The organism is Microbacterium sp. zg.Y909 (assembly GCF_024626565.1).
Map to the genome: position 1 here is coordinate 18082 of NZ_JANJFJ010000004.1, position 25096 is coordinate 43177.

General features: G+C 69.0%; 23 protein-coding genes. 13 read left to right on the forward strand and 10 right to left on the reverse strand.

The genetic code is table 11. The features are described from left to right. Positions 1 to 3 precede the first annotated feature (3 nt). Both NQ160_RS00675 and NQ160_RS00680 read right to left on the reverse strand, forming a co-directional pair. Positions 4 to 414, reverse strand: coding sequence for a hypothetical protein (locus tag NQ160_RS00675; RefSeq protein ID WP_257513298.1), 411 nt, complete (start codon positions 412 to 414; stop codon positions 4 to 6). After that, positions 411 to 1796 (reverse strand): glycosyltransferase family 4 protein, encoded by a 1386-nt coding sequence (locus NQ160_RS00680; protein ID WP_257513299.1) that lies wholly within the window; start codon positions 1794 to 1796, stop codon positions 411 to 413. Before NQ160_RS00680 ends, NQ160_RS00675 begins: the two co-directional genes overlap by 4 nt. Positions 1797 to 1871: 75 nt before the next feature. Here NQ160_RS00680 and NQ160_RS00685 point away from each other — a divergent pair, with 75 nt between their 5' ends. The 4 genes from NQ160_RS00685 to NQ160_RS00700 are packed head-to-tail and all read left to right on the forward strand — an operon-like array spanning position 1872 to position 6573. Further along, a complete protein-coding gene (locus tag NQ160_RS00685; RefSeq protein WP_257513300.1) occupies positions 1872 to 3026 on the forward strand; it encodes a glycosyltransferase in 1155 nt (384 codons plus the stop codon). Then, positions 3023 to 4174 (forward strand): hypothetical protein, encoded by a 1152-nt coding sequence (locus NQ160_RS00690; protein WP_257513301.1) that lies wholly within the window; start codon positions 3023 to 3025, stop codon positions 4172 to 4174. The genes NQ160_RS00685 and NQ160_RS00690 overlap by 4 nt, the downstream gene beginning before the upstream one ends. After that, a complete protein-coding gene (gene wecB / locus NQ160_RS00695) occupies positions 4171 to 5229 on the forward strand; it encodes a non-hydrolyzing UDP-N-acetylglucosamine 2-epimerase (protein ID WP_257513302.1) in 1059 nt (352 codons plus the stop codon). The genes NQ160_RS00690 and wecB overlap by 4 nt, the downstream gene beginning before the upstream one ends. A gap of 51 nt (positions 5230 to 5280) precedes the next feature. Then, complete coding sequence (locus NQ160_RS00700) at positions 5281 to 6573, forward strand: nucleotide sugar dehydrogenase (protein WP_257513303.1); 1293 nt, start codon at positions 5281 to 5283, stop codon at positions 6571 to 6573. Positions 6574 to 6612: 39 nt separating this feature from the next. Here NQ160_RS00700 and rfbD read toward each other — a convergent pair whose 3' ends face one another. Genes rfbD through rfbA form a run of 3 tightly spaced genes read right to left on the reverse strand, consistent with a single transcriptional unit; the run spans position 6613 to position 9892 of the window. Then, the gene (gene rfbD / locus NQ160_RS00705) at positions 6613 to 8028 is read right to left on the reverse strand and encodes a dTDP-4-dehydrorhamnose reductase (protein WP_257513304.1); all 1416 of its coding nucleotides are present in this window, start codon (positions 8026 to 8028) and stop codon (positions 6613 to 6615) included. Beyond that, positions 8025 to 9023 carry a dTDP-glucose 4,6-dehydratase gene (rfbB, locus tag NQ160_RS00710; protein WP_257513305.1) on the reverse strand — a complete coding sequence of 333 codons (999 nt, stop codon included), beginning with the start codon at positions 9021 to 9023 and terminating at the stop codon, positions 8025 to 8027. Before rfbB ends, rfbD begins: the two co-directional genes overlap by 4 nt. Further along, positions 9023 to 9892, reverse strand: coding sequence for a glucose-1-phosphate thymidylyltransferase RfbA (gene rfbA / locus NQ160_RS00715; protein WP_257513306.1), 870 nt, complete (start codon positions 9890 to 9892; stop codon positions 9023 to 9025). Before rfbA ends, rfbB begins: the two co-directional genes overlap by 1 nt. A 104-nt stretch (positions 9893 to 9996) precedes the next feature. Here rfbA and NQ160_RS00720 point away from each other — a divergent pair, with 104 nt between their 5' ends. From NQ160_RS00720 to NQ160_RS00730, 3 genes are read left to right on the forward strand one after another with little or no spacing between them, the layout of a single operon-like run. Continuing rightward, entirely contained in the window at positions 9997 to 11940 is a 1944-nt protein-coding gene (locus NQ160_RS00720; RefSeq protein WP_257513307.1) for a DUF6541 family protein, read from the forward strand. 19 nt (positions 11941 to 11959) lie between these two features. Then, entirely contained in the window at positions 11960 to 12703 is a 744-nt protein-coding gene (locus NQ160_RS00725) for a glycosyltransferase family 2 protein (protein WP_257513308.1), read from the forward strand. Further along, positions 12700 to 13083, forward strand: coding sequence for a DUF2304 domain-containing protein (locus tag NQ160_RS00730; RefSeq protein WP_257513309.1), 384 nt, complete (start codon positions 12700 to 12702; stop codon positions 13081 to 13083). Before NQ160_RS00725 ends, NQ160_RS00730 begins: the two co-directional genes overlap by 4 nt. Here the strand turns inward: NQ160_RS00730 and NQ160_RS00735 are convergent. Continuing rightward, positions 13059 to 14075 carry a glycosyltransferase gene (locus NQ160_RS00735; RefSeq protein ID WP_257513310.1) on the reverse strand — a complete coding sequence of 339 codons (1017 nt, stop codon included), beginning with the start codon at positions 14073 to 14075 and terminating at the stop codon, positions 13059 to 13061. The genes NQ160_RS00730 and NQ160_RS00735 overlap by 25 nt on opposite strands. Positions 14076 to 14205: 130 nt before the next feature. On the opposite strand from NQ160_RS00735, the gene NQ160_RS00740 reads away from it, so the two are divergent. The 3 genes from NQ160_RS00740 to NQ160_RS00750 are packed head-to-tail and all read left to right on the forward strand — an operon-like array spanning position 14206 to position 17119. Beyond that, positions 14206 to 15156 (forward strand): glycosyltransferase, encoded by a 951-nt coding sequence (locus tag NQ160_RS00740; RefSeq protein ID WP_257513311.1) that lies wholly within the window; start codon positions 14206 to 14208, stop codon positions 15154 to 15156. After that, positions 15153 to 16388 carry a lipopolysaccharide biosynthesis protein gene (locus NQ160_RS00745; RefSeq protein ID WP_257513312.1) on the forward strand — a complete coding sequence of 412 codons (1236 nt, stop codon included), beginning with the start codon at positions 15153 to 15155 and terminating at the stop codon, positions 16386 to 16388. The genes NQ160_RS00740 and NQ160_RS00745 overlap by 4 nt, the downstream gene beginning before the upstream one ends. Further along, a complete protein-coding gene (locus NQ160_RS00750; protein WP_257513313.1) occupies positions 16385 to 17119 on the forward strand; it encodes a glycosyltransferase in 735 nt (244 codons plus the stop codon). The genes NQ160_RS00745 and NQ160_RS00750 overlap by 4 nt, the downstream gene beginning before the upstream one ends. Here NQ160_RS00750 and NQ160_RS00755 read toward each other — a convergent pair whose 3' ends face one another. Continuing rightward, entirely contained in the window at positions 17120 to 18004 is an 885-nt protein-coding gene (locus tag NQ160_RS00755; RefSeq protein WP_257513314.1) for a glycosyltransferase, read from the reverse strand. Positions 18005 to 18110: 106 nt separating this feature from the next. On the opposite strand from NQ160_RS00755, the gene glf reads away from it, so the two are divergent. From glf to NQ160_RS00770, 3 genes are read left to right on the forward strand one after another with little or no spacing between them, the layout of a single operon-like run. Beyond that, positions 18111 to 19247 (forward strand): UDP-galactopyranose mutase, encoded by a 1137-nt coding sequence (glf, locus tag NQ160_RS00760; protein ID WP_257513315.1) that lies wholly within the window; start codon positions 18111 to 18113, stop codon positions 19245 to 19247. 24 nt (positions 19248 to 19271) lie between these two features. Further along, on the forward strand, positions 19272 to 20063 hold the full coding sequence (locus NQ160_RS00765) for an ABC transporter permease (RefSeq protein WP_257513316.1): 792 nt from the start codon (positions 19272 to 19274) through the stop codon (positions 20061 to 20063). Further along, positions 20063 to 20821, forward strand: a complete 759-nt coding sequence (locus tag NQ160_RS00770) for an ABC transporter ATP-binding protein (RefSeq protein WP_257513317.1) — start codon at positions 20063 to 20065, stop codon at positions 20819 to 20821. Before NQ160_RS00765 ends, NQ160_RS00770 begins: the two co-directional genes overlap by 1 nt. Before the next feature lie 4 nt (positions 20822 to 20825). On the opposite strand, the gene NQ160_RS00775 is transcribed toward NQ160_RS00770, so the two are convergent. From NQ160_RS00775 to NQ160_RS00785, 3 genes are all read right to left on the reverse strand, one after another. After that, positions 20826 to 22733 carry a glycosyltransferase gene (locus NQ160_RS00775; RefSeq protein WP_257513318.1) on the reverse strand — a complete coding sequence of 636 codons (1908 nt, stop codon included), beginning with the start codon at positions 22731 to 22733 and terminating at the stop codon, positions 20826 to 20828. A 16-nt stretch (positions 22734 to 22749) separates the two neighbouring features. Further along, positions 22750 to 23745: a glycosyltransferase family 2 protein gene (locus tag NQ160_RS00780; RefSeq protein ID WP_257513319.1), complete on the reverse strand. Its 996-nt coding sequence runs from the start codon at positions 23743 to 23745 to the stop codon at positions 22750 to 22752. A 12-nt stretch (positions 23746 to 23757) separates the two neighbouring features. Next, on the reverse strand, positions 23758 to 25096 hold a 1339-nt coding region (locus NQ160_RS00785), incomplete at its 5' end, for an O-antigen ligase family protein (protein ID WP_306851920.1).

The following is a 25096-nucleotide window of genomic DNA, read 5'->3' on the forward strand; positions in this document are numbered from 1 at the left end:
GGCTCAGCGCGCGAGGGCGAAGCGCGCGGCGTTAGTCCCGTATACGGCGGTCCACGCGCGGCCGACGTCGCGCTTACGGCTCATTTTCCATACGGTGAACACGGCATCGCGATCGACGGCGATGACGACATCCGCCCCCGCGATCAGCGAGCGCAGCCGGCGGTCACGGCGGGCCGCTCGCCAAAGTCTGCGAGAGGTGTCCCAGGGAGAGATACGCACGGCGTTCCTGCCCGCCGGGCTCCGCCACGCCGCGTCGACCCATCGCCGGAGGATGGAGGGGAGCGGGGTGGGCCGCAGAACGTGATCGGTGTTCTCACCGCTGGGGCCCACGATGACGACCTCGTGCTCGACGACGAGATCGCCCAGGCCGGCGATCGCGCCTGGCTGCGAAACGATGGCAACGATGCGGCTCATGGCAGTGCCGTTCTCGTGTCGGTGATTCCGGGCTCGGGCTGGGGGTGATCGTTCGCGCCGCTCGCGCTGCGTGACGAGGCCGCTTCTTCGCTCCAACGCTTCACGACCGGCGCCAGGATGCGCGAGCGCTCGTAACGGTCGGCCCAGGAACGCGCGTCCAGCCGATCCTGAAGCGTCTGGGTGGCGGCGTAGGCGCCGGCCTTCACGAGTGCCTCAGCGACGTCCGACGTGTCCAGCGACGCCGCGGGAAACCAGCCCGGGTATCCGCGCAGGGTGTCGCTGACGGCGAGCACCGGGTCGTGGACCGAGACGATCGGCAGCCCGGTCGCCATGTACTCGAACACTTTTCCGCTGGTCATGAAGCGGCTGGTGCCCAGGGGCAGAATCAGAGCGTCGAGCGTGGCATAGACGTCGGCGATCGCCGCTTTGGCGACGGGCCCGCGGTACCTCGCCGACCCGTCGGTCACACGTCCGACTTGGGCGAGGACGCCGCCTTCGTCGTCGCCCTGATGGCCGAGATATCCGTACAGATCGAGCCGCGCCCCGGGCAGGTCATCCGCAGCGGCGAGCCACGCCTCGATGAGCTGCGGGATGGGCGTCTGTGAGGTCATCGTGCCGATGTTGCCGAAGACGATGCCGTCGGCTCGCCCCTCTCGCGGCGGCGTGGGGTCGCCGACGAACGCGCGGTCGAAGCCGTTGGGAACGACGCGGATGTTCTGCGCTGCGGTGGGGTAAAGGTCGCGATGCCACTGCGCGATCGGCTCGTTGACGAACCAGACCTCCGCGGCGGCTTCCACGAGGCGACGCTCCCAGACTGCTGCCGGGCTGCGATCGGTCAGGGTGCGGCGGCCGGAGTACATGTCCAGCTGCCAGGTGTCGCGGTAGTCCATCACGAACGGCACGCCGTACCGCTGGTGTAGGTGAAAGCCGGCAGTGTGCACCACGTTCGGGTTCGCCGAGCCGATGCTCAGGGACACGGGTTTCGCGGCGTGGATGCGCTCGGCGGCGCGCTCCAGCTCAGTCCGCCAGAGCCCATACCTCGGTTCGGGGAATACTCGACCCGTCCGCCAGCCGCGCCACCCGTTCCACAGTTCGGGTGCGTGCGCGCGGAACGCTCCCCACGTGCGCAGGTCGAGATTCGTCTCGTCGTGCGGGAACGGGATGCGTTCCACCCTCACGCGCGGATCGACTCGCGCCTCGAGGGAAGGATCGATGCCGGTGCTGCGCATGAAGACCTCGCGCGGGACGGTCAGGACGGTGACATCCCAGCCGGCGGCGGCGAACGCGTTGGCGGTGGCCAGCAGGCGGTACGCCCCGCCGCTGCGTGACGGCGGGAATCCCCATGCGACGTAGAGTAGGTGGGGTGCGGATTCGTGCGTCACATCGGACCTGTGTGTAGCGTCGGGAAGCCCATTTAGGCCGTCCTCCCACATTACACCGCCACCTGGAGGTAGAGCTTGCGCGTTGCGCTGACCAAAGGGTCTTTGCTGATTCCGCCTACGTACTTCGCGCTCGCTCACGCGCGCGTGCTGGCGGACCGGCACACCTTCCGGTTCTTCACGGGCGCCGCACACATCGTCGATCCCGCCGCGCGCGCCACCATCGAGATCGAGGACACGCTCGCGCGGCACCTGCCCGTCGCGGATTCGTGGCCGGTGCGCCGCCGCGAACAGGCGGGCGCTCTTCTCGCCAGCCGAACGGCGCGCGACATCCGGTCCTGGAATCCGGACGTCATCCACCAGCACTTCGCATACGGCTCGGCCGCCGCCGCTGCCGCCCGAGACGAGACGACGCCATTGATCACGACGGTGCACGGTGGTGACGCCTTCGTTCCGATGACACCCGCCTCCTCCCGCACGGTGCCCGGACGTCTCGCGCTCGCGCGGCTCACGCGTCAGGTGCGCCGCGCCTTCGCCGAGTCCGACAGGATTCTGGCGGTCAGTCGCTACATCGCCGACGTCGCGGTCAACGGTGGCGCGCCGCCGGAGCGTATCCGTGTTCACTACCAGGGAATCGACACCGATTTCTTCACGCCCGCGCCGACACCGGCACCGCGGGCGGATGTCCCCGTCGTGCTGTTCGTCGGGCGGATCGTCGAGACCAAAGGCGTCTTCGATCTGCTTGAGGCGTCTGTTCAGGCCGTCCAGGACCGCCCGCACGCGCTCACTTTCCTGGGTGAGGGCAGTGCCCGAGCGCGACTCGAAGCGGCGGCTGCAACGCATTCGCACGTGCGCGTGCTCGGCGGCGGCTCGGCCGAGCAGGTGCGGGAGGAAATGCGGCAGGCCCACGTCGTGGTCCTGCCCACGCGGCTCAACGGCATCGCGCGCGAAGCCGCAGGGTTGGTCTTGCTCGAGGCACAAGCATGCGGTGCCCCGGTGCTCGCCTACGACAGTGGCGGCACCGCCGAGATGTTGCGGGACGGCGACACGGGATGGCTGGTGGCGGAGGGCGATGTCGCCGCGCTGACGGACAGGCTGCGGGAGGCCCTGGATATGACGGTGGACGAGCGTGCGGCTATCGGCGCGCGGGCACGGGGATTCGTGACGGCAGAGCGCAGTCTCACCGCCAGCGCGGAGGAGCTAGAGGCGATCTACAGGGACGTGGTGGCATGACGCGCATCCTGTGCATCTCACTTTCCCCGATCAATCGTGACGCGCGGGTCCTGCGCCAGATCGAGGTTCTGCGGGAATACGGCGAGGTGACCACCGTCGGCTATGGCGAGGCCCCGCCGGGAGTGGCGGAGCACATCCGGGTGCCCGACGACCGACCGTCGCTGCCGCAGACACCGCTCGGGGTCGCGCGGCTCGCACTCCGGCGATTCCGTGCCGTCGAAATCGCCGCACCGGGCGTGGCGTACGCGCACGAGCGCCTTCGGGGGCGGGACTTCGATCTCGTCGTCGCCAACGACGCGCGCGTGCTCGGTCTCGCCTTCGCCCTCGCCGGCGGCGCTCCCGTGTGGGCGGACATGCACGAGTGGGCGCCGGAAGAGCGCACGCACGTGTTGTCCTGGCGTCTGCTCGTCGCGCCCTTCATGGTCCACCTCTGCCGCACCTATCTGCCGCGCGCCGCCGTGGTCACGACCGTGGGCGGCGAGATCGCCGAGCTGTATTTCCGACGGTTCGGTGTGTTGCCCGCCGTCATGCGAAACGCCGCGCCGTACTCGACTCTGGACCCCGTCCCGGTCCAGCCAGGGAGGGTCCGGCTCGTGCACAGCGGAGGGGCGGTGTTCGGGCGCAGCCTCGAGACCATGATCGATGCGGTCCGCGCGCTGGATGACCGGTTCACCCTCGACCTGTATCTCGTGCCAGCGGCCGACGGAGGCCGATACCTCGCTCAGCTGAAGGAGCGCGCCGGGGGCGATCCTCGGATCGTCTTCCACGACCCCGTTCCCCCCGCCGATCTACCGGCGACTCTCAACGCGTACGACGTTGGAGTCTTCTGGATTCCGCCGGTCCACACAAACGCGCGCCTGACGCTCCCGAACAAGCTGTTCGACTTCGTCCAGGCGCGGCTGGCGGTCGCCATCGGTCCCACCATCGAGATGCAGCGGGTGGTCACGGAATACGATCTCGGTGTCGTCAGCGATGACTTCAGCGTCGACGCGTGCGTGCGTTCGCTGTCCATGCTCACGCCGGAACGAATCATGGCGTACAAGGCGAACGCGCACGCGGCGGCCCTCGAGCTCAGTTTCGAGCGTGAGCGGGCGCTCGCCCGCGATCTCCTCGCCGAACTGGTGACCCGCAGATCGGAGACTCAGTGAAGATCGTCAGCGTCGTGGGAGCTCGACCGCAATTCGTCAAGCTCGCCCCGATACACGCGGCGGCGCGTGCGGCCGGCGTGGAGCACGTCATCGTGCACACCGGGCAGCATTACGACCCCATGCTTTCGGAGGTGTTCTTCCGAGACCTCGGCATCGGCCGACCCGACGTGCACCTCGGCGTGGGCAGTGGATCGCACGGCGTGCAGACCGGCAACATGATGTCGGCTCTGGATGCCGTGCTCGCGGCCCAGCGGCCGGACTGGGTCCTTGTCTACGGCGACACGAACTCCACACTCGCCGCGACGCTGGCTGCCGTGAAGATGCACCTGCCTGTCGCGCACCTTGAGGCAGGTCTTCGCAGTTTCAACCGCCGGATGCCCGAGGAACACAATCGCGTCCTCACCGACCACGCCGCAGATCTCCTCCTCGCGCCCACACAGGTGGCCGTGGACCACCTGGCGCGGGAAGGCTTGGCGGGACGCGCGGTGCTCGTCGGCGACGTGATGACGGATGTGCTGCTCGACGTCCGAAATGAGGTCGCGGATCGGCCGTCCCCGATCGCTGCGGAACTGGGGTTGGAAACCGGGGATCACTATGTCGCGACGATCCACCGCGCCGAGAACACCGACGATCCCAGACGCCTCTCCGAGGTCGCCGCGGCGTTGGCGGGGCTGGATAAGCCGACCGTCCTGCTGGCGCACCCGAGAATCGTGGCCAAGGCGGCCGAGCACGGCATCTCGCTGGCGGTGGGCTCCCTGATTCCCCATGGCCCGCTCAGCTACCCGGACCTCATCGCCACCGTGCTGCATAGCGCTGGTGTCGTCACCGACTCGGGCGGATTGCAGAAGGAGGCTTTCCTGCTTCGCGTGCCGTGTACGACAGTGCGCACGGAGACGGAGTGGTCTGAGACCGTCCAACTGGGCTGGAACGTGCTGGCCGGCTCGGCTGCGGAGATCGCGGCCGGGGTCACCCGGCCCCGTCCCCCCGCGACCGACGCGATCCCCTACGGCGACGGCCACGCGGCGCAACGCGTGATCGACATCCTGACCGCCTGACCAGGCGGCGCCCCGGCTGCCGCGCCGCGGGCGCCGCATAGGATGGAACCCATGCGCATCGCCGTCGTCGCCCTCGGAAAGATCGGGCTCCCCCTCGCCGTCCAGTTCGCCGATTCCGGTCACGAAGTGATCGGCGTGGACGTCAACCCGACGACGGTCGCGGAGATCAACGCGGCGCGCGAGCCCTTCCCCGGCGAAGCCCATCTGCAGGAGAAGCTCAGCGAGCTGGTCCCCGCGGGCCGGCTGCGCGCGACGACCGACTACGCCGAGGCGATCCCCGGCGCCGACGCCGTCGTGCTGGTGGTGCCGCTGTTCGTCAACGACACCACGTGGGAACCGGACTTCGGATGGATGGATGCCGCGACCCGGTCGCTCGCCGAGCACCTCACTCCCGGCACCCTCGTGTCCTACGAGACGACGCTCCCGGTGGGGACGACCCGCGGCCGCTGGAAGCCCATGCTCGAAGAGGGGTCCGGGCTGACCGAGGGGGAGGACTTCCACCTCGTGTTCTCACCCGAGCGCGTGCTCACCGGCCGTGTCTTCGCCGACCTGCGCAAGTACCCCAAGCTCATCGGCGGTCTCTCGGATGCCGGCGCGCAGCGCGCCCGTGAGTTCTACGAGGCGGTCCTGCAGTTCGATGAGCGACCCGACCTTGCGCGCCCCAACGGGGTGTGGGATCTCGGGTCCGCGGAAGCCGCCGAGATGGCGAAGCTGGCGGAGACGACGTACCGCGATGTGAACATCGGACTGGCCAACCAGTTCGGCCTCTTCGCTGCGGCGCACGGCATCGACGTCTACCAGGTGATCGAGGCGTGCAACTCGCAGCCGTACTCGCACATCCACCGGCCCGGCATCGCCGTCGGCGGCCACTGCATCCCGGTGTACCCGCGGCTGTACCTGTCCACCGACCCGGACGCGGACATCGTGCGCACCGCCCGGTTGCTGAACGCCTCGATGCCGGAGCGTCTTGTCGCTCAGGCGGAGGGCCTGCTGGGCTCGCTGGAAGGCCTGCGCGCCGTGGTCCTCGGCGCCGCGTACCGAGGCGGCGTGAAGGAGACGGCGTTCTCCGGCGTCTTCCCGACGGTGGAGGCCCTGCGTACTCGCGGGGCGACGGTCACGGTGCACGACCCGTTGTACTCCGACGACGAGCTGCGCGCCCTCGGGTTCGAGCCATACGCGACCGGCGCCGACGTGGACCTCGCCGTCCTGCAGACCGATCACGCGGACTACCGTGCGTTCGGGCCCGCGGACCTGCCCGGCATCCGTCTTCTGGTCGACGGCCGCAACGCCACCGACCCCGCCGCGTGGGCCGGCGTGCCGCGTATCGTCGTCGGTGCGGCCTGACCGCACGTCCGGCGGAAGGCCGTCCGTCGAGCCGGGCTGTCAGCCGCGGAGGTAGCGGACGAGCGCCTCGCCGGCATCGGTCGGCGTGAATCCGGCCCGCTCGATCTTCGTCAGTTCCAGCTCGCTGTTGCGCGGCCGGGGAGCCACGGGGCCGGTGGCGCTGCGGAAGTACTCCTCCGTGCTGACCGGCGTCACGCGGGCGGGATCGTTGCCGGTGATCTCGAACACCCGCCGAGCGATGTCCGCCCACGACTCGGCGGCTCCGCCGCCGGTGAGGTTGTAGACGCCGTAAGGCGCATGCACCGATAGCAGGTGGCGGATGCCGCGAGCGATGTCATCGGTGAAGGTGAGCCGTCCCACCTGGTCGTCGACGACCTTCGGGTCGATGCCGCGACCGGCCAGCGACGCCATCGTGCGCACGAAGTTGCCGCCCTCGCCGATGACCCAGCTCGTCCGGACGATGTAGTGCCGGGGGACCGTCGCCACGAGCGCGTCGCCGGCGGCCTTCGTCTGTCCGTAGACCCCGAGCGGTGCGATCGCGTCGTCCTCGGTGTAACCGCTCGCCTTGGTGCCGTCGAAGACGTAGTCGCTGGACACGTGGACGAGCGTGATGCCGTTGGCGGCCGCGACTCTGGCGAGAGCGCCCACGCCGGTGACGTTCGCCGCCCAGGCATCCGCCCGGCCCTCCGCCGTCTCGGCGAGATCGACGGCGGTGTAGGCCGCGGCGTTGATGACGGTGTCGTACTCCCGCCAGCGGCGCGCGGACTCCAGCCCCGGGGCCGTCAGGTCGAGCTCCGCGCGGTCGGCGTACTCGATGTGCGACGCGTCGCCGTATTCGGCCCGCAGCGCCCGGCCGAGCTGGCCGGCTGCGCCGAGGACGAGGAGCTTCTTCGGCGGCACGGGGGTGACATCGGCCAGGCGCGGGTGTGCGGCGTCCTTCGCCGAGAGCTCCGCCTGGTCGAGCGGGATCGGCCAGGCGATCGCGGCTGTCTCATCGGCCAGGTTCAGGAACGTGTACTGCGCGTCGGGGGACCAGTGGTCGTTGACGAGGTACGTGTACGCGGTGTCGGGCTCGAGCGTCTGGTAGGAGTTGCCGACGCCGCGCGGGACGAAGATCGCCTTCGACGGGTCGAGCTCGGCGGTGTAGACCGCGCCGAACGTGGGTCCTTCGCGGAGGTCCACCCACGCGCCGAAGATGCGACCGGTCGCGACCGACACCCATTTGTCCCACGGCTCGGCGTGGATGCCGCGCGTCGTGCCGACGGCGTCGTTGAACGAGATGTTGTTCTGCACCGGGCCGAAGTCGGGCAGACCGGCGGCGGTCATCTTCTCGCGCTGCCAGTTCTCCTTGAACCAGCCGCGATTGTCGCCGTGCACCGGCAGATCCCAGACGACGAGGCCCGGGATGCCGGTCTCGGTCGGCTGCAGGGCCTTGCCGTACTCCGTCACGCTCACTGACCCTTCGCCGCGTAGAACGCCTCGACGCCGTCCTTGGCCGGTGCCCACCAGTCCTCGTTCTCCCGGTACCAGTCGATGGTCGCGGCCAATCCGGCCTCGAAGTCCTGGAACCGGGGAGTCCAGCCGAGCTCGGTGCGCAGCTTGGTCGAGTCGATGGCGTAGCGCAGGTCGTGGCCGGCGCGGTCGGTGACGTGGTCGTAGGCGTCCGCAGGCTGGCCCATCAGCTGGAGGATGAGCTCGATGACCGTCTTGTTGTCCTTCTCGCCGTCGGCGCCGATGAGATAGGTCTCGCCGATGACGCCCTTGTCGAGGATCGTCAGCACCGCGGAGGAATGGTCGTCTGCGTGGATCCAGTCGCGCACGTTCTCGCCGTTGCCGTAGAGCTTGGGACGGATGCCGCGGATCACATTCGTGATCTGGCGCGGGATGAACTTCTCCACGTGCTGGTAGGGCCCGTAGTTGTTGGAGCAGTTGCTTATCGTGGCCTGGACGCCGAAAGAGCGCACCCACGCGCGCACGAGCAGGTCGCTGCCGGCCTTGGTGGAGGAATACGGCGACGACGGGTTGTAGGGCGTCGACTCGGTGAACCGTGCGGGGTCGTCGAGCTCCAGGTCGCCGTATACCTCGTCGGTGGAGATGTGGTGGAAGCGCACGTCGTGCTTGCGGGCGGCCTCGAGCAGCGTGTAGGTGCCCACGATGTTGGTGTCCAGGAACGGCCGCGGGTCGTGCAGCGAGTTGTCGTTGTGTGACTCGGCGGCGTAGTGCACGACGGCATCCGTGTCGGCGAACAGCTCGTCCACGAGGGGAGCGTCAGCGATGTCGCCCTGCACGAACCGCACGCGGTCCTCCGGCAGGCCCGCGAGCGACGCGCGGTTGCCCGCGTACGTGAGCTTGTCGAGCACCGTCACGTGGTGGTCGGTGTGCTCCACGACGTGGTGCACGAAATTGGAACCGATGAAGCCGGCACCGCCGGTCACGAGCAGCTTCGACATCAGTGGCCTCTCTCCAACGTCTCCAGCAGGTACGTGCCGTACCCGGACTTCACCAGCTTCTCCGCACGCTCACGCAGCTGCGCGTCGGAGAGGAATCCCTGCCGCCACGCCACCTCTTCGGGCACGCCGATCGACAGCCCGGTGCGTCGCTGGATCGTGCGGACGTACTCGGCGGCGTCCGTCATCTGGTCGAACGTCCCGGTGTCGAGCCACGCGGTACCGCGAGGGAGGACTTCCACCTGCAGCCTGCCGCGCTCGAGGTACGCACGGTTGACGTCGGTGATCTCGTACTCACCGCGCGGTGAGGGCGACAGATTGCGGGCGATCTCGACGACGTCGTTGTCGTAGAAGTACAGTCCGGGAACGGCGTAGTTGCTCTTGGGGTGGGCGGGCTTCTCCTCGAGCGACACCGCGACGCCGGCGTCGTCGAACTCCACCACGCCGTAGGCAGAGGGCTCCGCCACCCAGTAGGCGAAGACAGCGCCACCCTCGACATCGGCGTAGCGCTTCAGCTGCGAGCCGAGGCCGGGTCCATAGAGGAGGTTGTCGCCGAGGACGAGGGCCACCTTGTCGTCGCCGATGAAGTCGGCGCCGATGGTGAAGGCCTGCGCCAGTCCGTCCGGCGACGGCTGCTGAGCAAACGACAGGGAGATGCCGAACTGCGACCCGTCGCCCAGGAGACGCTCGAAGAACGGTGCGTCATGCGGAGTGGTGATGATGAGGATCTCGTCGATGCCCGCCAGCATGAGGGTCGACAGCGGGTAGTAGACCATCGGCTTGTCGTACACCGGGATCAGCTGCTTGGAGACGCCGAGGGTGATCGGGTGCAGCCGCGTGCCGGACCCGCCGGCCAGGATGATGCCCTTCATCCGTCCATCGTGTCACACACGCCCGGACCCGCTGACAGGAGAGCCTCATGAGGCCGCGTTAGCCTGGAGCGTCCCCGGCATGAAGAGAAAGGCATCCCTCCGCAGTGGTGATCCAGTTGCTGAGCTCGATGCTCGTGCTCTTCCTCTTGTACGCGGTGGTCGGCGTCGGCCTTGCACGCATCATCGGTCTGCGTGGCCTCTGGTCGGTGGGGGTGGCCCCCGCCTTCACCACGACGGCGATCGGGGTAGCGAGCACACTCGCCCCGATGGTGGGACTGCGATGGACGGTCGTGCCCGTCATCCTCTGCGCGGGACTGATCGCGGTCGCTGTCGTGCTGCTGCGCGTCGTGCTGGCGCGTCGCTCGGGCCGCCGCCCCTTCGGCCGCGACGCCGCAGCGTCCCCCGGGCCTCGGGGCGTATGGACGTTCGTCGCGCTGGCAGCGGCGGCGACCGTGATCGCGCTGCGGGTCATGCAGCTCGTGGGGGCGCCGGATGCGATCTCGCAGACCTTCGACAACGTCTTCCACCTCAACGCCATCCGCTACATCCTCGATGAGGGGACCGCTTCCGCGTTGCAGATCGGTCAGATGACGAGCCCGGGAGGCGGCGTTCCCTTCTATCCCGCCGCCTGGCACGCCACGGCGGCTCTCGTCGTGCAGCTGTCTGGCGCCTCCATCCCCGTCGTGGTCACCGCTCAGACGCTCCTGATCGCGGCGGTCGTGTGGCCGGCCGGGATCATGCTCCTCGCCCGCACGCTGGCCGGGCCGGGCCTGTCGGTCACCGTCAGTGCCGCGATCGCGGCTGTCGCGGTACCCGCGTTCCCGTTCCTGCCCATGGACTACGGGGTGCTGTACCCGTACCAGCTGGCTCTGTCTCTGGTGCCGGCCGCTCTCGCAGCGACGGCGCGACTTCTGGGCGTCGGTGTCGGCGGGAGCCTCGCGCCGGGCTGGTGGGCGCTCGTCGTCGCGGGGATCGTCCCCGGTGTCGCGCTGGCCCACCCCGGGGGGTTCGTCGCCTGGCTGGCGCTCTCGGTTCCCCTGGCTCTGGTCTTCGCCTGGCGGGCATGGGCGAGCGCGGCATCCGCGGGCCGGCGGATCCTCGTCGTCCTGGGGTTCTTCGCTTACGCGGGTGTCGGACTCCTGTTGCTGAAGTTGCTGCGGCCCCCTCTTCCCACTCGGCAGTGGCCGACGGTGACCGATCCGCTCTCCGCACTGGGGGAGGCGCTGACGGTGACGCTCTACTACCCGGTACCGGCCGTGGTCGCGGCGGTGGGGGTGGTCCTCGGGCTGCTGTGGGCGGTCGTCGAGCGCTCGCGCACGAGCCTCGTGCTCGTCGGAATGTGGCTGATCGGAATCGTCCTCTTCCTCGTCGTGACCTCTTCGCCGTGGGGCAACCTGCGAGACGCGCTGACCGGGAGCTGGTACAACAACTGGCCACGTCTGGCGGCGTTGGCGGCCATCGCGCTCGCGCCGCTCGCGGCGTTCGGCTACGCGCGCACCGCCCGATGGATGTCGCGACGCCTGCAGCTGTCCTCTCGCGGACGGGCCGTCCTCGGCACCGCCGCTGCGCTCCTGCTGGTGGCCGCTGCGCAGCCCGCGCTGCAGGCCGCCGTGCAGCAGGCTCACGACAGCTTCGACATGGGGCCGGACGCGCTGCTGCTCAGCGCCGACGAGGCAGCGCTGCTCGAGCGTCTCGACGAGCACGTGCCCGAAGGTGACGTCATCGCCGGCAACCCGTACACCGGTGCAGGACTCGCCTACGCCTACAGCGGCCGCGATGTGCTCATGCCGCACATCCTCATGGACGTCTCGGAGGAGATGGCCGAAGTCAACGACGCTCTGCGTGACGCCGCGACCGATCCGACCGTCTGCGCGGCCGTCGACGCGCTCGACGTGGGGTACGTGCTCGACTTCGGCTCGCGCGAGGTGCACGGCGGCGACAATGCGCTCCCCGGGCTGACCGATCTCGCGTCGTCCCCGGCGGTGCGTCTGGTGGATCAGCAGGGGGATGCCAAACTCTTTGAGGTCATCGCCTGCGGGCGTGGGTGACCGTGAAAGGCCTTTGCGAATGACAGAACCCACGAACGCCGACCGTGTGCTGGTCCTCGTGCCGGCGTGGAACGAGGAGCGCAACGTCGGAGCGACGGTGCGCGAGATCAAAGACACCGGTCCGCAATTCGACGTCGTCGTGATCGATGACGGCTCGACGGACGAGACCGCCGCCGTCGCACGCGCCGCCGGCGCGGTCGTGCTCTCGCTCCCGTTCAACCTGGGGGTCGGCGGTGCGATGCGCACCGGCTTCGCCTACGCGCAGCGCTTGGGCTACGGACGCGCGATCCAGGTCGACGCCGACGGTCAGCACGACCCCGCCGACATCGGCAGAGTCCTCGCCGGCCTGAGCCGTGCCGACATCGCCATCGGTGCGCGCTTCGCCGAAGTGGGGGACTACTCGGTGCGCGGTCCCCGCCGGTGGGCCATGGTCGTCCTGGCGAAGGTCGTCTCGCGCGTCGCGGGCACCCGCCTCACCGACGTCACGAGCGGGTTCCGGGCGGCGAACGCGCGCGCGATCGATCAATACGTGCGCTACTACCCGGAGGAGTATCTCGGGGACACCCTGGATTCGCTGGTCGCCGCCGTGCATGCCGGCCTGACCGTCACGCAGGTCCCGGTGGCGATGCGTCCGCGGGCGTTCGGCCGTCCGAGCCAGGGTCCGCTCGGCGCGACCGTGTACCTGCTGCGTTCGAGCTTCGCGCTGACGTTGGCGCTCATGCGTCGCGCGGTACGGCGCCCCGGAGAGGAGAGCCCCATATGATCGTCATCGCCGGGATCGGCCTCGCGCTGCTCATTCTCGTGTTCGTCATGTGGATGCTGCTGACGCGCCGGCTGCGTGAGAAGTACGCCGTGCTCTGGCTGGTGATCGCGCTCGCCGTACTGATCATCGGGCTGTTCCCGGGGCTGCTCGAGGGCCTGGCGCGCTTCTCGGGCGTGCTCGTGCCCTCGAACCTGCTGTTCGCCATGGCCATCCTGCTTCTGCTCGGCGTCGCGCTGCACCTGTCGTGGGAGCTCAGCGCGGCTGAGGACGAGGTCCGCAAGCTCGCCGAGGAGTCGGCGATCCTGCGCACGCAGGTGGAGATGCTGGCCACGCGCGTCGACGCCCTCGATGGCGGTCAGGAAGGCGCGACCCCCGACTGAGCGGACGCTGCAGCCCGGGCTCGGCGCCGTCCAGCCGTGACCGCGCCCGCCCACCAGCTGGCACGGTACTCGAGGGCGAAGCGCCGAGGGACGGTCTGCGTCTGCACGGCAAGGCGCAGGAACCGCGTCAGTGCACGGTGTCGTCGACCCGTCCCGAAGAGGGCGTCCAACCGCGGATCGACGGCGCCGGTTCGCAGTCGGAGTGTGTCCACCATGAGCTGCCGCCACCCGACGTAGGTCCAGAAGGTCATGCGGGCGACTGCGGCGGGAGAGGCGGACCCCTCGTAGCGGCGGGCCTGGGACAGCACGTTTCTCACTGAGGCCGCCACACCGGAGCTTCGCAGTGCGCTCGGGTCGCCGTAGACGTTGGCGGAATGCTGCACGTAGTCCTGCACGATCCGATCGGTGACCTTGGTACCGCGATAGGCCCCGGCGACGACGGCGAGCCAGTGGTCATGCGTCGCCACGCGCGTGTGTACGTGCGGGAACGGCAGCGCGGTGGCGAGGATCTCACGGTCGAACACGCAGAGGGATCCCGTGAATTGGTTGGACAGCACGATGGTCGCTGCGTCCGCGTCGATCCGTTCCGTGCGGCCCGACACCGATTCCTCGGGGTAGGTGGTGATCCGCGCCTGGCCCGACACCATTGAGACGTCGCTGAGATGCGGGAGCAGCACGGCCAGCTTGTCGGCATCCCACCGGTCGTCCTGATCGCACAGCGCGACCCAGGCCGCGTCGGCCGGCACCGCCCTCAGCCCGCGCTCGAAATTGCCGTAGAAACCGCGTCGCGAACCGTCGCCGATGACATGGAAGCGGGGGTCGTCGCCGGTGGCGTCGCGGACGAGGGTCTCGACGGGTTCACGGTCACCGTCGACGGAGACGATGCACTCCCAGGAGGTCACGGTCTGTGCCTGCAGGGACCGCAACTGCCGGCGGAAAAGCTCCTCGTCGGGCCGATATGCGGCCAGCACGATCGCGCCTCGCGGATCCATCCATCTCGCCTTCCCCCGCCGACCGGCGGCACAGCGAGTGAGGATAGTCTAGGTGGGCCATGCCCCTGTCACGTGACGCCCTCGTTCGTCCGAACCCGCACGCACGGCGTGCTCACCCCGGCGGGTGCGCATGAGCGCGCCGTCGGTGTGGGCGGTGGTATCGACCTTCCGCCCTGGTGATCAGGCCGAGCGGGCTGTGTCCTCGGTCCGTCCGCAGGTCGACGGTGTCGTCGTGGTCGACGACGGCTCCGGCCCGACCGCCGCGCCGGTCCTCGACCGCCTCTCGCACCTGGGCGCCGAGGTCGTGGTGTTCCCGACGAACCGAGGAATCGCCGCCGCATTGAACCGCGGAGTCGACGTCGCCCGTTCTCACGGCGCCACCCACGTGGTGACGCTCGACCAGGATTCGGTGGTGCCGGACGGCTTCGTGTCCGCGCTGGCGGAGGGGGCGGCGCGTGCCGCTGACGGCGTGATCGGCGCACTGGTCCCGGAGTTCTTCGCCGCCGTGCGCCAGGCTCGCGGACCGATGCGCGACGGGATCTCGGATGCCGCCAACGTGATCCAGTCCGGCATGCTCGTGCCCCTCAGCACGTTCGAAGCCGTGGGGGGTCTGCGCGAGGACTTCTTCATCGACCTGGTGGACACCGAGTTCGAGCTTCGGCTGCGTGCCGCCGGCTACCGCGTGGCAGCAGTCGAGGGTCTGAGGCTCGGGCACGCGCTGGGCGCGAAATACGAGCGGCTGATCTTCGGGCGCCCCGTGCGGCTGCCCGGCATTCCTCCGGAGGTGACCCTCAGCACGCCGTTCCGCTACTTCTACCGGGTCCGCAATCGGCTGGTGCTCAACAGGGAGCACTTCGGCACGGCCCCGGCTCAGATCCTCCGCGACACCGTGCTGGACGGGCTCCATTTCGCGAACGCGCTCGTCGTGGCCCAGCCCCGGCGGGCGCTGTGGCGGGTGTATCGCGCCGCGGTCGTGGCCGCGGTCCGTGGGCGCATGGGCCGGATGCCGGCCGCGCTGGCGCCCATCGCGGCGGCCGTCCGCTGGAATGCGCCGCTGCGTCCGGAAGGTGGGGCGGAATGAGGGCGCGGCCGTTCGCGGCGGTGGTGGGACGTATCAGCGGGTTCTCGCTCTCGGTGGGCGCCGCGAGCCTGCTCGGCATCCTCGCGATGCCGCTGCTGGTGCCTGCCCTGGGACCGGAGTCGTGGGGGATCCTCGTCCTGGTGCAGATCGTGGGGCAGCTGGGGGGAGTGCTGGTCGCCTTCGGGTGGGGTGCCACCGGGGCCGCCATGGTCGCGTCCACTCCGGCCGACGGACAGCCTCGGCTGTATCGCGAATCACTCCGGGTGCGCCTTCAGCTCTACGCCGTCGCCGTGCCGTCGGCGGCGCTCGTGCTGCTGCTGCTGACGCGCGGCGAGGTGCTGACGTCGGTGCTCGGCGCCGTGGTGTACTTGCTTCCCCACCTCGGCGCGAGCTGGTACTTCACCGGTCAGGCGCGTCCGATGCGCCTCTTCCTGTGCGACACGGTGCCCACCATGTGCGGAACGGTGGTGGGGGTCGCGGGCGCCCTCCTCACCGGCCAGATGTGGGCGTTCCTCGTCGGCCAGGGTCTCGGCTACGTCGTGGCCGTCACGCTCGACGCGCGCGCCGCCCTGCGCGGCACCGCAGCGGTGGCCGATGCCGGCAGTCGGCGTCCGTTGCGCGTGGTACTCGCCGAGCAGCGGCACGCCGTGACGGCCACCGCCACCAGCACGCTGTATGTCACCCTGCCCGCGGTCGCCGTGCAGATCTTCGTGCCGGCGCTGCTGCCGGTCTACGCCATGGCGGATCGGCTGTTCAAGTACGCCTCGATCGCCTTCCTCCCCATCCAGCAGTTCTTCCAGGGCTGGGTGCCCGACCCGCAGGCCGATCTGGTGCGCCGTGCCCGTGCCGCGACGGGGGCGGCGGTCACGATCGGGGTGAGCGCCGGCATCCTCGTCGCGACGCTGTCGCCGTTCGCGTCGAGGCTGCTCTCGGGCGGCACACTCGAGGTGCCCTTCTCCATCTCGTTGCCTCTGGGGATCGCCTTCGTCGGCGTCGGCACCTCCGCCGTGGTCGGCTACGCCTGCCTCGTCGTCGTGGGCCGGGTGCGGGCGCTGGCGGTGTCCACGGTGATCGGCGCGGGCGTCGGTGCGCCCCTGATCCTCGCCTTCGCAGCGGCCGGGTCCGTCCCGCTGGTCGCCTGGGCTGTGGCGGTTTCGGAGCTGTGCGTGGCGTCGTACCAGATCGTCGTGCTGCTGCGGGAGCTGCGCGGGCTGCAGGAGGTGCCCTCGTGAACGAGGTTCGGGTCAGCGTGTGCATGGCGACCTACAACGGTGCGGCGTTCGTCGGGGAGCAGATCCGCTCGATCCTCACTGAACTCGAGCCCCAGGACGAACTCGTCATCGTCGACGACGCGTCGCGGGACGATACCGTCGACGTCATCCGCCGCATCGCGGATCCTCGCATCACGCTGCATCCGCGCGCGGTCAATCACGGATACGTGCGCACCTTCGAGGAGGCGATGCGGCTGGCCGGCGGTGACATCGTCATGCTCGCCGATCAGGACGACGTGTGGATCCCCGGCAGGCGCGCGCTTTTCGTGCGCGCCCTGCAGGAGGGGGCCGTCGCGGCATCCAATCTCGTGCTGCTGGGCTCGGACGCGCCGCTGCGCTCGCCGATCCGGCGCGTGCCGTGGCGCCTGTCCGCCCGGCGTTCCCGGCAGCGGCTGCGCAATGAGCTGCGCATCCTGGCGGGTGTCGCGCCCTACTTCGGCTGTGCCATGGCGGTGCGCCGTGACGTCGTCGACCGGGTGCTGCCCTTCCCCTCGTTCCTCACCGAGTCCCATGATCTGTGGCTGGCGACGTTCGGCAACGCGCAGGGGCTGCTCGTGCACATCGAACAGCCGACCATCCGGCGGCGGCTGCACGCCGACAACACCTCTCCGTCGCGACCACGGGGACTCGCAGCGGTCCTCCGTGCGCGATGGATGCTGCTGCGCGCCTGGCGCGAGGCATTGCGCCGCTAGTCAGCGGAAGATGTGCCGCAGGGCGGCCGCGCGCCCGGCGGCCGTGCCATGTCGCACGACGTGCGGCAGCTCCGCGAGGGCATGCAGTCGAGACAGCACGCGTCGACGCGCCGCGCGCTCGGTGGAGACCCAGCGCGCCGCACCCGCGCGCTCGGCCACCTCCTGGTAGAACCGCCGCTCGTCCTCGAAGCGGCGACCGTCCAGCAGTGATGTCTGTGACGCGCTCGCCCGGTGACGGCGGTAGCTGAACACCTCGTCCGCCGTGGCCACCAGCGTGGCGCCTTCGAAGACGAGGTCCAGCAGGATCGCCAGGTCGAGGATGATCGGCAGGTCGTCGCGGAAGTCGTGGGCTTGGATCGATGCGGTCTTGAAAGCGAGCGAGGGCCAGTAGAGCCAATCACCACGCACCAGGCTCGTCGCCAGGTGCTCGCCGTGCATCGTCACGTCGCCGTGGGCGGTGCGGGGGGCGAGGGCGTGCTTGACGCGGTCGACGAGGGGGGTGTGGCGTCGGCCCAGGGCGTCGATGACGACCACGCCCGGCTGGATGACGTCGACGCCGGGATGACGCTCGACGGTGGCATGGATATGGGACACGTAGTCGGGATGCAGCAGGTCGTCGCTGCCCAGCACCGTGAGGTACTCGGCGGTTGCGCGAGCCACACTGGCGCGGAAGTTCTCGACGATGCCGGCATTGTGCTCACGGCGGACGTACTGGATGCGGGCGTCGTCGATCGACCGGAAATGCTCGGCGACGCGGGCATCGGGGTAGCCGTCGTCGAGGACCGTCAGGCGCCACTCCGGGTCGTTCTGCGCGCGAACGGATGCCACTGTCGCGAACAGCAGCTCCGGCTCACCCCAGAAGGGGAGCATGATATCGACGGTCACCGTACCCAGCATAGGAACCATCGCCTGACATTGTGCTCAGGCTCTCGCAGATACAGTGGAGCGTACATGTGCGCGCTTCGTGCGCTCGAGCGAAAGTACCCCCTGTATGGATCTTCTCATCGTCGGCTCCGGCTTCTTCGGTCTCACGATCGCCGAGCGTGCGGCCGCCCACGGTCGCAAGGTCACCGTCATCGATCGCCGTCATCACATCGGCGGCAACGCGTACAGCGAGGACGAGGCGACGACCGGCATCGAGGTCCACCGCTACGGCGCGCACCTCTTCCACACGTCCAATGCGACGGTCTGGGAGTACGTCAACCGCTTCACGGAGTTCACCTCTTACGTACACCGGGTCTACACCAACCACAAGGGCGTCGTCTTCCCGCTGCCGATCAACCTCGGCACGATCAACCAGTTCTTCCAGGCTGCGTACTCGCCGGATGAAGCGCGTGCCGTGGTGCACGAGCTGGCGGGCGAGTTCGACCCGCGGGAGGCACAGAACCTCGAGGAGCGCGCGATCGGCCTGATCGGTCGGCCCCTGTACGAGGCGTTCATCCGCGACTACACCGCGAAGCAGTGGCAGACCGACCCGAAGAGTCTTCCCGCCGAGGTCATCAGCCGTCTGCCGGTGCGCTACAACTACGACAACCGCTACTTCAGCGACACGTGGGAGGGCCTCCCGGTCGACGGATACACCCGGTGGCTGGAGCGCATGGCCGACCACCCCAACATCGACATCAAGCTCGGGGTGGATTACTTCGACGAAGGCCAGCCGCTGAACAAGAAGGCCACGGTGGGCCAGGTGCCCATCGTCTACACCGGTCCGGTCGATCGGTACTTCGACTTCGCGGAAGGGGAGCTGTCGTGGCGCACGCTGGACTTCGAGGAGGAGGTGCTCGAGGTCGCTGACTTCCAGGGCACACCGGTGATGAACTACGCCGATGCGGACGTCCCGTATACGCGCATCCACGAGTTCAAGCACTTCCACCCCGAGCGCGCGGACCGCTATCCGACCGACAAGACGGTCATCATGCGCGAGTACTCGCGGTTCGCCACGCGCGAGGACGAGCCGTACTACCCGGTCAACACCGCCGCCGACCGCGCCGGCCTGCTCGCGTACCGCGAGCTCGCCAAGGGGGAGCGCGACGTGCATTTCGGCGGTCGCCTGGGCACGTACCAGTACCTGGACATGCACATGGCCATCGGCGCCGCGCTGTCGATGTGGAACAACGAGCTCGCCTGACGTGCCGCCCCTAGGATCGACAGCGTGACCAGCCCCACTGTCGGTGCGCCCGGCTCCCCGCGGCGTTACCTGCACTCCCTGTGGCTGCTGTCCGCCCGGGACTTGAAGGTGCGTTATGCGACCAGCGCGCTCGGATACCTGTGGTCGGTGCTCGACCCGCTCGTGATGAGCGCGATCTACTGGTTCGTCTTCACACAGATCTTCAATCGAGGCGTCGGCGAAGATCCCTACATCGTCTTCCTGATCACGGCCCTGCTGCCCTGGGTGTGGTTCAACGCTGCGATGTCGGATTTCACCCGGGCGTTCAACAAGGACTCCCGGCTGGTGCGGTCCACCGCCATCCCGAGGTCCATCTGGGTCAACCGCATCGTGCTGAGCAAAGGCATCGAGTTCCTCTGCTCGATCCCCGTGCTCGTCGTCTTCGCGCTGTTCACCGGTGCCCCCGTGGGATGGGGGCTGCTGTGGTTCCCGGCCGCCGTGCTGCTCCAGCTCCTGCTGCTGGTCGGACTGGGGCTGATCATTGCGCCGCTGTGCGTGCTGTGGACCGATCTGGAGCGCACGACTCGCCTGGTGCTGCGGGCGCTCTTCTATGCGTCGCCGATCATCTACGGTGTCAAGGACCTGCCCGCGGGCTTCTCGGACATCGCTGTGTTCAACCCCCTCGCCGGCATCTTCACGATGTACCGGGTCGGGTTCTTCCCCGACCAATGGGAGACCTCGGCGGTCGTGGGCTCGGTCGTGGTGACGCTGCTGATCCTGGCCGTGGGTGTGCTGACGTTCCGGCGGCTCGAACCGGCGGTCCTGAAGGAGCTGTGATGCGACAGATCGACGCGGAGCACGCGATCCAGGTCGAGGACCTCGGTGTGCGATTCCGTCGCGGCCGGAGGGGCGGCCGCACGGTGAAGGACCTCTTCGGCGGCGTGTCGCGACGGGCTCAGGCGGGTGAGTTCTGGGCTCTGCGCAACGTCTCCTTCGCGGTGCGCCCGGGTGAGGCGATCGGCGTGGTGGGCCGCAACGGGCAGGGCAAGTCGACGCTGCTCAAGCTCGTGGCCGGTGTGATGCTGCCCGACGAGGGTTTCGTGAGGGTCAATGGCGGCGTTGCGCCGCTCATCGAGATCACCGGTGGATTCGTCGGCGATCTCACCGTGCGGGAGAACGTGCGACTCGCGGCGGGATTGCACGGGATGCCCCGTGGCGAGATCGCCCGCCGCTTCGACGACATCATCGCGTTCGCCGAGCTCGAAGACGCCGTCGACACTCCCTATAAGCATCTGTCCAGCGGCATGAAAGTGCGTCTCGCGTTCGCCGTCGTGTCGCAGCTCGAGGAGCCGATCCTTCTCGTCGACGAGGTGCTGGCGGTAGGCGACAAAGCGTTCCGCGAGAAGTGCTACCGCCGCATCGATGAGCTGCTCTCGGAAGGGAGGACGCTGTTCTTCGTCAGCCACAACGAGCGCGACCTGCGCCGCTTCTGCACGCGCGGCCTCTACCTGGACAAGGGCGAGCTCGTGCTCGACGCGCCGATCGCCGAGGTGCTGGCGCGGTACGAAGCCGACTACGGCACCGGGGCCCGCTGACTGCTCAGGACTCTTCGAAGACGCGGCGCCAGCTCTGCTCGGAGGTGAGCTGCTGCAGTGCGGCGCGGTACTCCCGGGACAGGCGCGGCCACTGCCGGCGCAGAAGCCAATGCAGACGCGCCGTCTCGAGGAGCATCCGGCGGAAGCGCGCGCGGTCCCGGGTGTAGATGTTCTTGCCGCCGCCCCCGGCGGCGCTGACGAGCGCGCTGTCGTAGAGCGGCAGTCGCCACCACTGCGCGTCGCCCTTGCCGAACTCGACCTCGGGCATCGACACGTTCTCGGGCTTCGGGGTGTGGAGCCAGTGTGAGACGAGGGTCGTCAGCGTGAACCAGCGCAGTCGCAGACCGGTGGGGCTGTCGAACTCGTGGCGGCGGGCCCATTTGAACACCTGGCGGCCCTTGCGCGAGCGCAGTGGGATGCCATCGTCCTTGTGCACGACCGTCTCGGGGAACGCGGAAGCCAGCGCTCGCGCCTCCGGCATGGCCGTCGCGAGGTTCGCCTGCATGTGCGCCGGACCCGACAGCACATCACGCAGGGCCCGGTGCCGCAGCGCCACGGGGTAGTACTGCATCATCATCAGGTGCTTGAGGTCGACGCGGCGGCTGTGGCGGATGAGCGTGCCGCCATAGGGCGTCGATGAATGCAGCAGCGCCGCGACGATGCGGTTGCGTGCATGGAAGTAGGCCTGCCAGTCGATCGAGTCGTCCTTGCCCACCCACGACACGTGCCACAGGGCAGCGCCCGGAAGCGAAACGGTCGGGTATCCGGCGTCGCGGGCGCGAAGGCAGAACTCCGCATCGTCCCACTTGATGAAGGCGGGGAGGGACAGCCCCACCGCCCGGATGACCTCGACGGGGATCAGACACATCCACCAGCCGTTGTAGTCGGCATCCAAGCGCATGTGGAGGGTAGGGGACTGACGCAGGTTCGCCACCGAGAAATCGTGGGGCATGCGCTCCTGGTACAGCGTGCGCCACATGAACGGCTCGTCGTCGACCACTTCCGCCCATGCGTGCAGCTTGGCGCGGTCGAGCAGGTCGAACATGTGGGCGCCGACGATCGTCGGCGTCGAGGCGTAACGACCGAAGACGATCGAGCGACGGATCGACTCCGGCTCGATCCGCACGTCGTCGTCGAGGAGCTGCACGAAGTCGCTGTCAGGACGGTCGAGCGTCTCGAGCATGGCCCGCGCGAAGCCGCCGGATCCTCCGAGGTTCGGCTGGCGGATCACCTGCAGCGTCTCACCGAGGGCGCCGGCCACCTCGGCATAGCCCTCCTCCTCGGCTACGAGCTGGGTGCCCTGGTCGATCAGGAAGACACGGTCGATCAGGTCGAGCAGGTCACCGGCCTGGGACAGATCGCGCAGCGTGGCCACGCAGTAATCGGGCTTGTTGTACGTGGTGATGCCGATTGAGGCCTTGCCCTCGCGGGTGGGGGCGAGCGAAGTGGACCACGTGGCGCCCTCGAACGTCGCGTCGGTGTCGTCGGCGGCGATGTCGAACCAGATCCAGCCGCCGTCGCTGTACTGATCCAGCACCAGGTCGAACGTCGTCGTCGCGGTGCCGCTGACCTCCCGGGTCTCGATGCGCTGGCGCACACCCGCGCCGGTGGACCGGTAGACGAGGATGGTCGCGCGACCTTCGGTGTGCACGGTCAGTGTGACGTCGCGCACCGCTGTCCAGTGCTGCCAGTACGACGCGGGGAACGCGTTGAAGTACGTGCCGAACGACACCCGACGGCCGGCGACGATGCGTCCGCGGTGGCGCCCGAGGACATTGGCGAGCTGCGCATTCGACGTGATGCGGACGGGCTCCTCATCGATGGACGTCCACGTCTCGGGGTCCACGTAGAGGGGGAGCAGATCCGGGTCCCGGTCGAGCGGGAAGATGACGTTCTGGAGCACGTGAGCCACGAGGGGCCTCCTCAGGTCAGTGGTCGGTGGGGGCGGAGACCGTCAGCGACGGCATGGGGTGCCAGGTGGTATCCCTGGCGATCCTGCGTCCGTCGCGGATGCCGCGGAAGAGGTTCGAGGTGCCCCGCACGGTGCGTTCGACGAACAGCAGCCGGATGACCTCTTTGACGAACGTCAGCGCCGTCCCGAGCCCGAAGAGCACGGGGTTGTAGACCCCGAGAGCCCGGTAGTACTGCTTCATGTGTCCGCGGTTGCGCATGATGTAGTAGCGATACGCGTTGCTCGACGCGTTCATGTGGCGGATGCCCATGTCCCACTGTTTGATCTCACGCGTGCGGCGCAGCACGAACTCGTCCACGATGACGGCGGTGGTCTTTCGTGATGCGAGCCAGCCGTACATCTGGTCGTCCCAGTAGATGAAGAACCGGGGGTCGGGCAGACCGATCTGCGCGACGATGTCGCGGTGGATGAACATCCCCTCGAAGCAGCCGGAGTTCATCTCCTTGTAGCCGGATTCGTCGAACCCGGCGGGCGCGAACGGGATCGGGATGGCCAGCGGCTCGGCGATGCGGTACTGCCAGTAGAACTCGCTGCCGTCGTAGTCGTAGCGTCGCCCCTGGATGGACTTGAACCGCGGCGCCCAGGCGCCCATGCGCGCGAGCCCGTCGGGCATGACCTCGACGTCGTCGTCCATGAGCCAGATCCACGTCGACCCCAGCTCGTATGCGATGCGCATGCCCTCGCTGAAACCGCCGGAGCCGCCGGTGTTGGTGTCGAGCCGGCGGTAGACGATCTCGGTGCCGATGCGGTCGCGGAAGGACTCGACCACCTCGGTCGTGTCGTCCGTCGAGGCGTTGTCGACGATGACCAGATGCCCCGGCTTGGGATCCATCGCCGTGATGCTCTCCAACAGCCGGGTCAGCAGGCCCGAGCGGTTGTAGGTGACGACGGCGATCGTCGCCGTCGCGGGGTCGAATCGCGCGGAGGTGGAGGCGTCGGAAGCAGAGGGCATGGCGCGTCGATCCTACCCCGCCCCGCCTCGGAAACCCCTCGGGAGGTCCGTCGTCGGAGGCAGGTCCGACCCCTGCGACGCCTCGTCGATTCGCTCCCGCCACGACCGGGACTGGCCGGCGCGCACCGCGCACAGCACGAGCATGAGCCAGCCGTAGCCGGCCAGGGCGAAGCTCTCGAAGACCGACTCGACGAGCAGCGCCACGAGGATGAGCGGCGTCCACGCGTAGAGGACCGACCGGCGTTCGCTGGCGACGAGCCACGCCCGCACGAATGCCAGGCCGGCGAACACGCCGAAGAGCACCAGCCCTACCCAGCCGACCTGCAGCAGCACGTCGAAGTAGGCACTGAGCGCTGAGCGGTGGGAGTCGCGCAGGATGTAGTTGATCGTGCCGAACGGGAACTCATCGGTCCAGGTGCCGCTCCATCCCCAGCCCTGAACGGGCCGTGCGCGCACGAACACGACGATCTGCGCCCACAGGTCCGCGCGGGTGGAGAAGTCCCGCGCTGCGCCGATCCACGCGATGATCGAATGCCGAGCCAGGTATGCCACGGTGATCCCCACGATCAGCGCGACGCCGAAGAGCCACTGCACCGAGCGGCGGTGGTCGCTGCGGGTGCGCCGCACGAGGGCCAGCGCCCCGGTCGCGGCGGCCACGGCAAGGGCCAGCACCAGCACGGTGGGGGAGTCCGAGAGCGCGGCGAGCGAGCCGGCGAGCACCGCGGAGTAGAGCGACACTCCAGGGCGCACCGACATCGTGCGGTACTCCACGAGAAAGGTGATGAGCGCGAGCACCGCGACGAACCCGAGCGAGTTGCGGGTGCCGAAGATGCCCTGGACGGGACCGAGCATGGCGATGTTACCGTCGATCCCGAGGAAGCGCAGCGGCAGGTCGAGAAGGATGCCGGAGAGGATCTCGAGCCCGAGTGACACGGTGAGCAGCACCCGCATGACGTCGCCGAGCGCGCGGGCGGTCTGCAGCGTGTCGCGCACGTGCCCGATGACGACGGCGATGAAGGCGAGCCCCGACAACCCCAGCCAGCCGGCGATCGTGCCCGCGGCATCCTGACTCCAGCTGACGCTCGCCAGGAGCCATCCCAGGAACACCAGCAGGGTCGTGGGGACGAGCCGCAGGGCGGAGATCTCGCGGCGGCGTGCGGTGAGGATCGCCGCACCCACGACGCACAGTCCCGCGACGATCGTGACGTACGTGACGCGGCCGGCCACCCGCTCGATGAGGTACCCGGCGAAGACGGCGCCGAGCGCGGCATGCGTGAAGGCGCTGGCCATCGCCGCAGACGACAGCAGCGCCCCCAGACCGTGGCCTCGGCCACGGTCGCCCGCCCGCACC

Excerpts from the sequence above, each read along its gene's own strand:
- NQ160_RS00690 (WP_257513301.1), top strand. The coding sequence starts at position 3,023 with ATGACGCGCATCCTGTGCATCTCACTTTCCCCGATCAATCGTGACGCG.
- glf (WP_257513315.1), top strand. The coding sequence starts at position 18,111 with ATGGATCTTCTCATCGTCGGCTCCGGCTTCTTCGGTCTCACGATCGCC.
- NQ160_RS00700 (WP_257513303.1), top strand. The coding sequence starts at position 5,281 with ATGCGCATCGCCGTCGTCGCCCTCGGAAAGATCGGGCTCCCCCTCGCC.
- rfbA (WP_257513306.1), bottom strand. The coding sequence starts at position 9,892 with ATGAAGGGCATCATCCTGGCCGGCGGGTCCGGCACGCGGCTGCACCCG.
- NQ160_RS00770 (WP_257513317.1), top strand. The coding sequence starts at position 20,063 with ATGCGACAGATCGACGCGGAGCACGCGATCCAGGTCGAGGACCTCGGT.
- NQ160_RS00740 (WP_257513311.1), top strand. The coding sequence starts at position 14,206 with ATGAGCGCGCCGTCGGTGTGGGCGGTGGTATCGACCTTCCGCCCTGGT.
- NQ160_RS00725 (WP_257513308.1), top strand. The coding sequence starts at position 11,960 with ATGACAGAACCCACGAACGCCGACCGTGTGCTGGTCCTCGTGCCGGCG.
- NQ160_RS00780 (WP_257513319.1), bottom strand. The coding sequence starts at position 23,745 with ATGCCCTCTGCTTCCGACGCCTCCACCTCCGCGCGATTCGACCCCGCG.
- NQ160_RS00730 (WP_257513309.1), top strand. The coding sequence starts at position 12,700 with ATGATCGTCATCGCCGGGATCGGCCTCGCGCTGCTCATTCTCGTGTTC.
- NQ160_RS00675 (WP_257513298.1), bottom strand. The coding sequence starts at position 414 with ATGAGCCGCATCGTTGCCATCGTTTCGCAGCCAGGCGCGATCGCCGGC.
- NQ160_RS00745 (WP_257513312.1), top strand. The coding sequence starts at position 15,153 with ATGAGGGCGCGGCCGTTCGCGGCGGTGGTGGGACGTATCAGCGGGTTC.
- rfbB (WP_257513305.1), bottom strand. The coding sequence starts at position 9,023 with ATGTCGAAGCTGCTCGTGACCGGCGGTGCCGGCTTCATCGGTTCCAAT.
- NQ160_RS00735 (WP_257513310.1), bottom strand. The coding sequence starts at position 14,075 with ATGGATCCGCGAGGCGCGATCGTGCTGGCCGCATATCGGCCCGACGAG.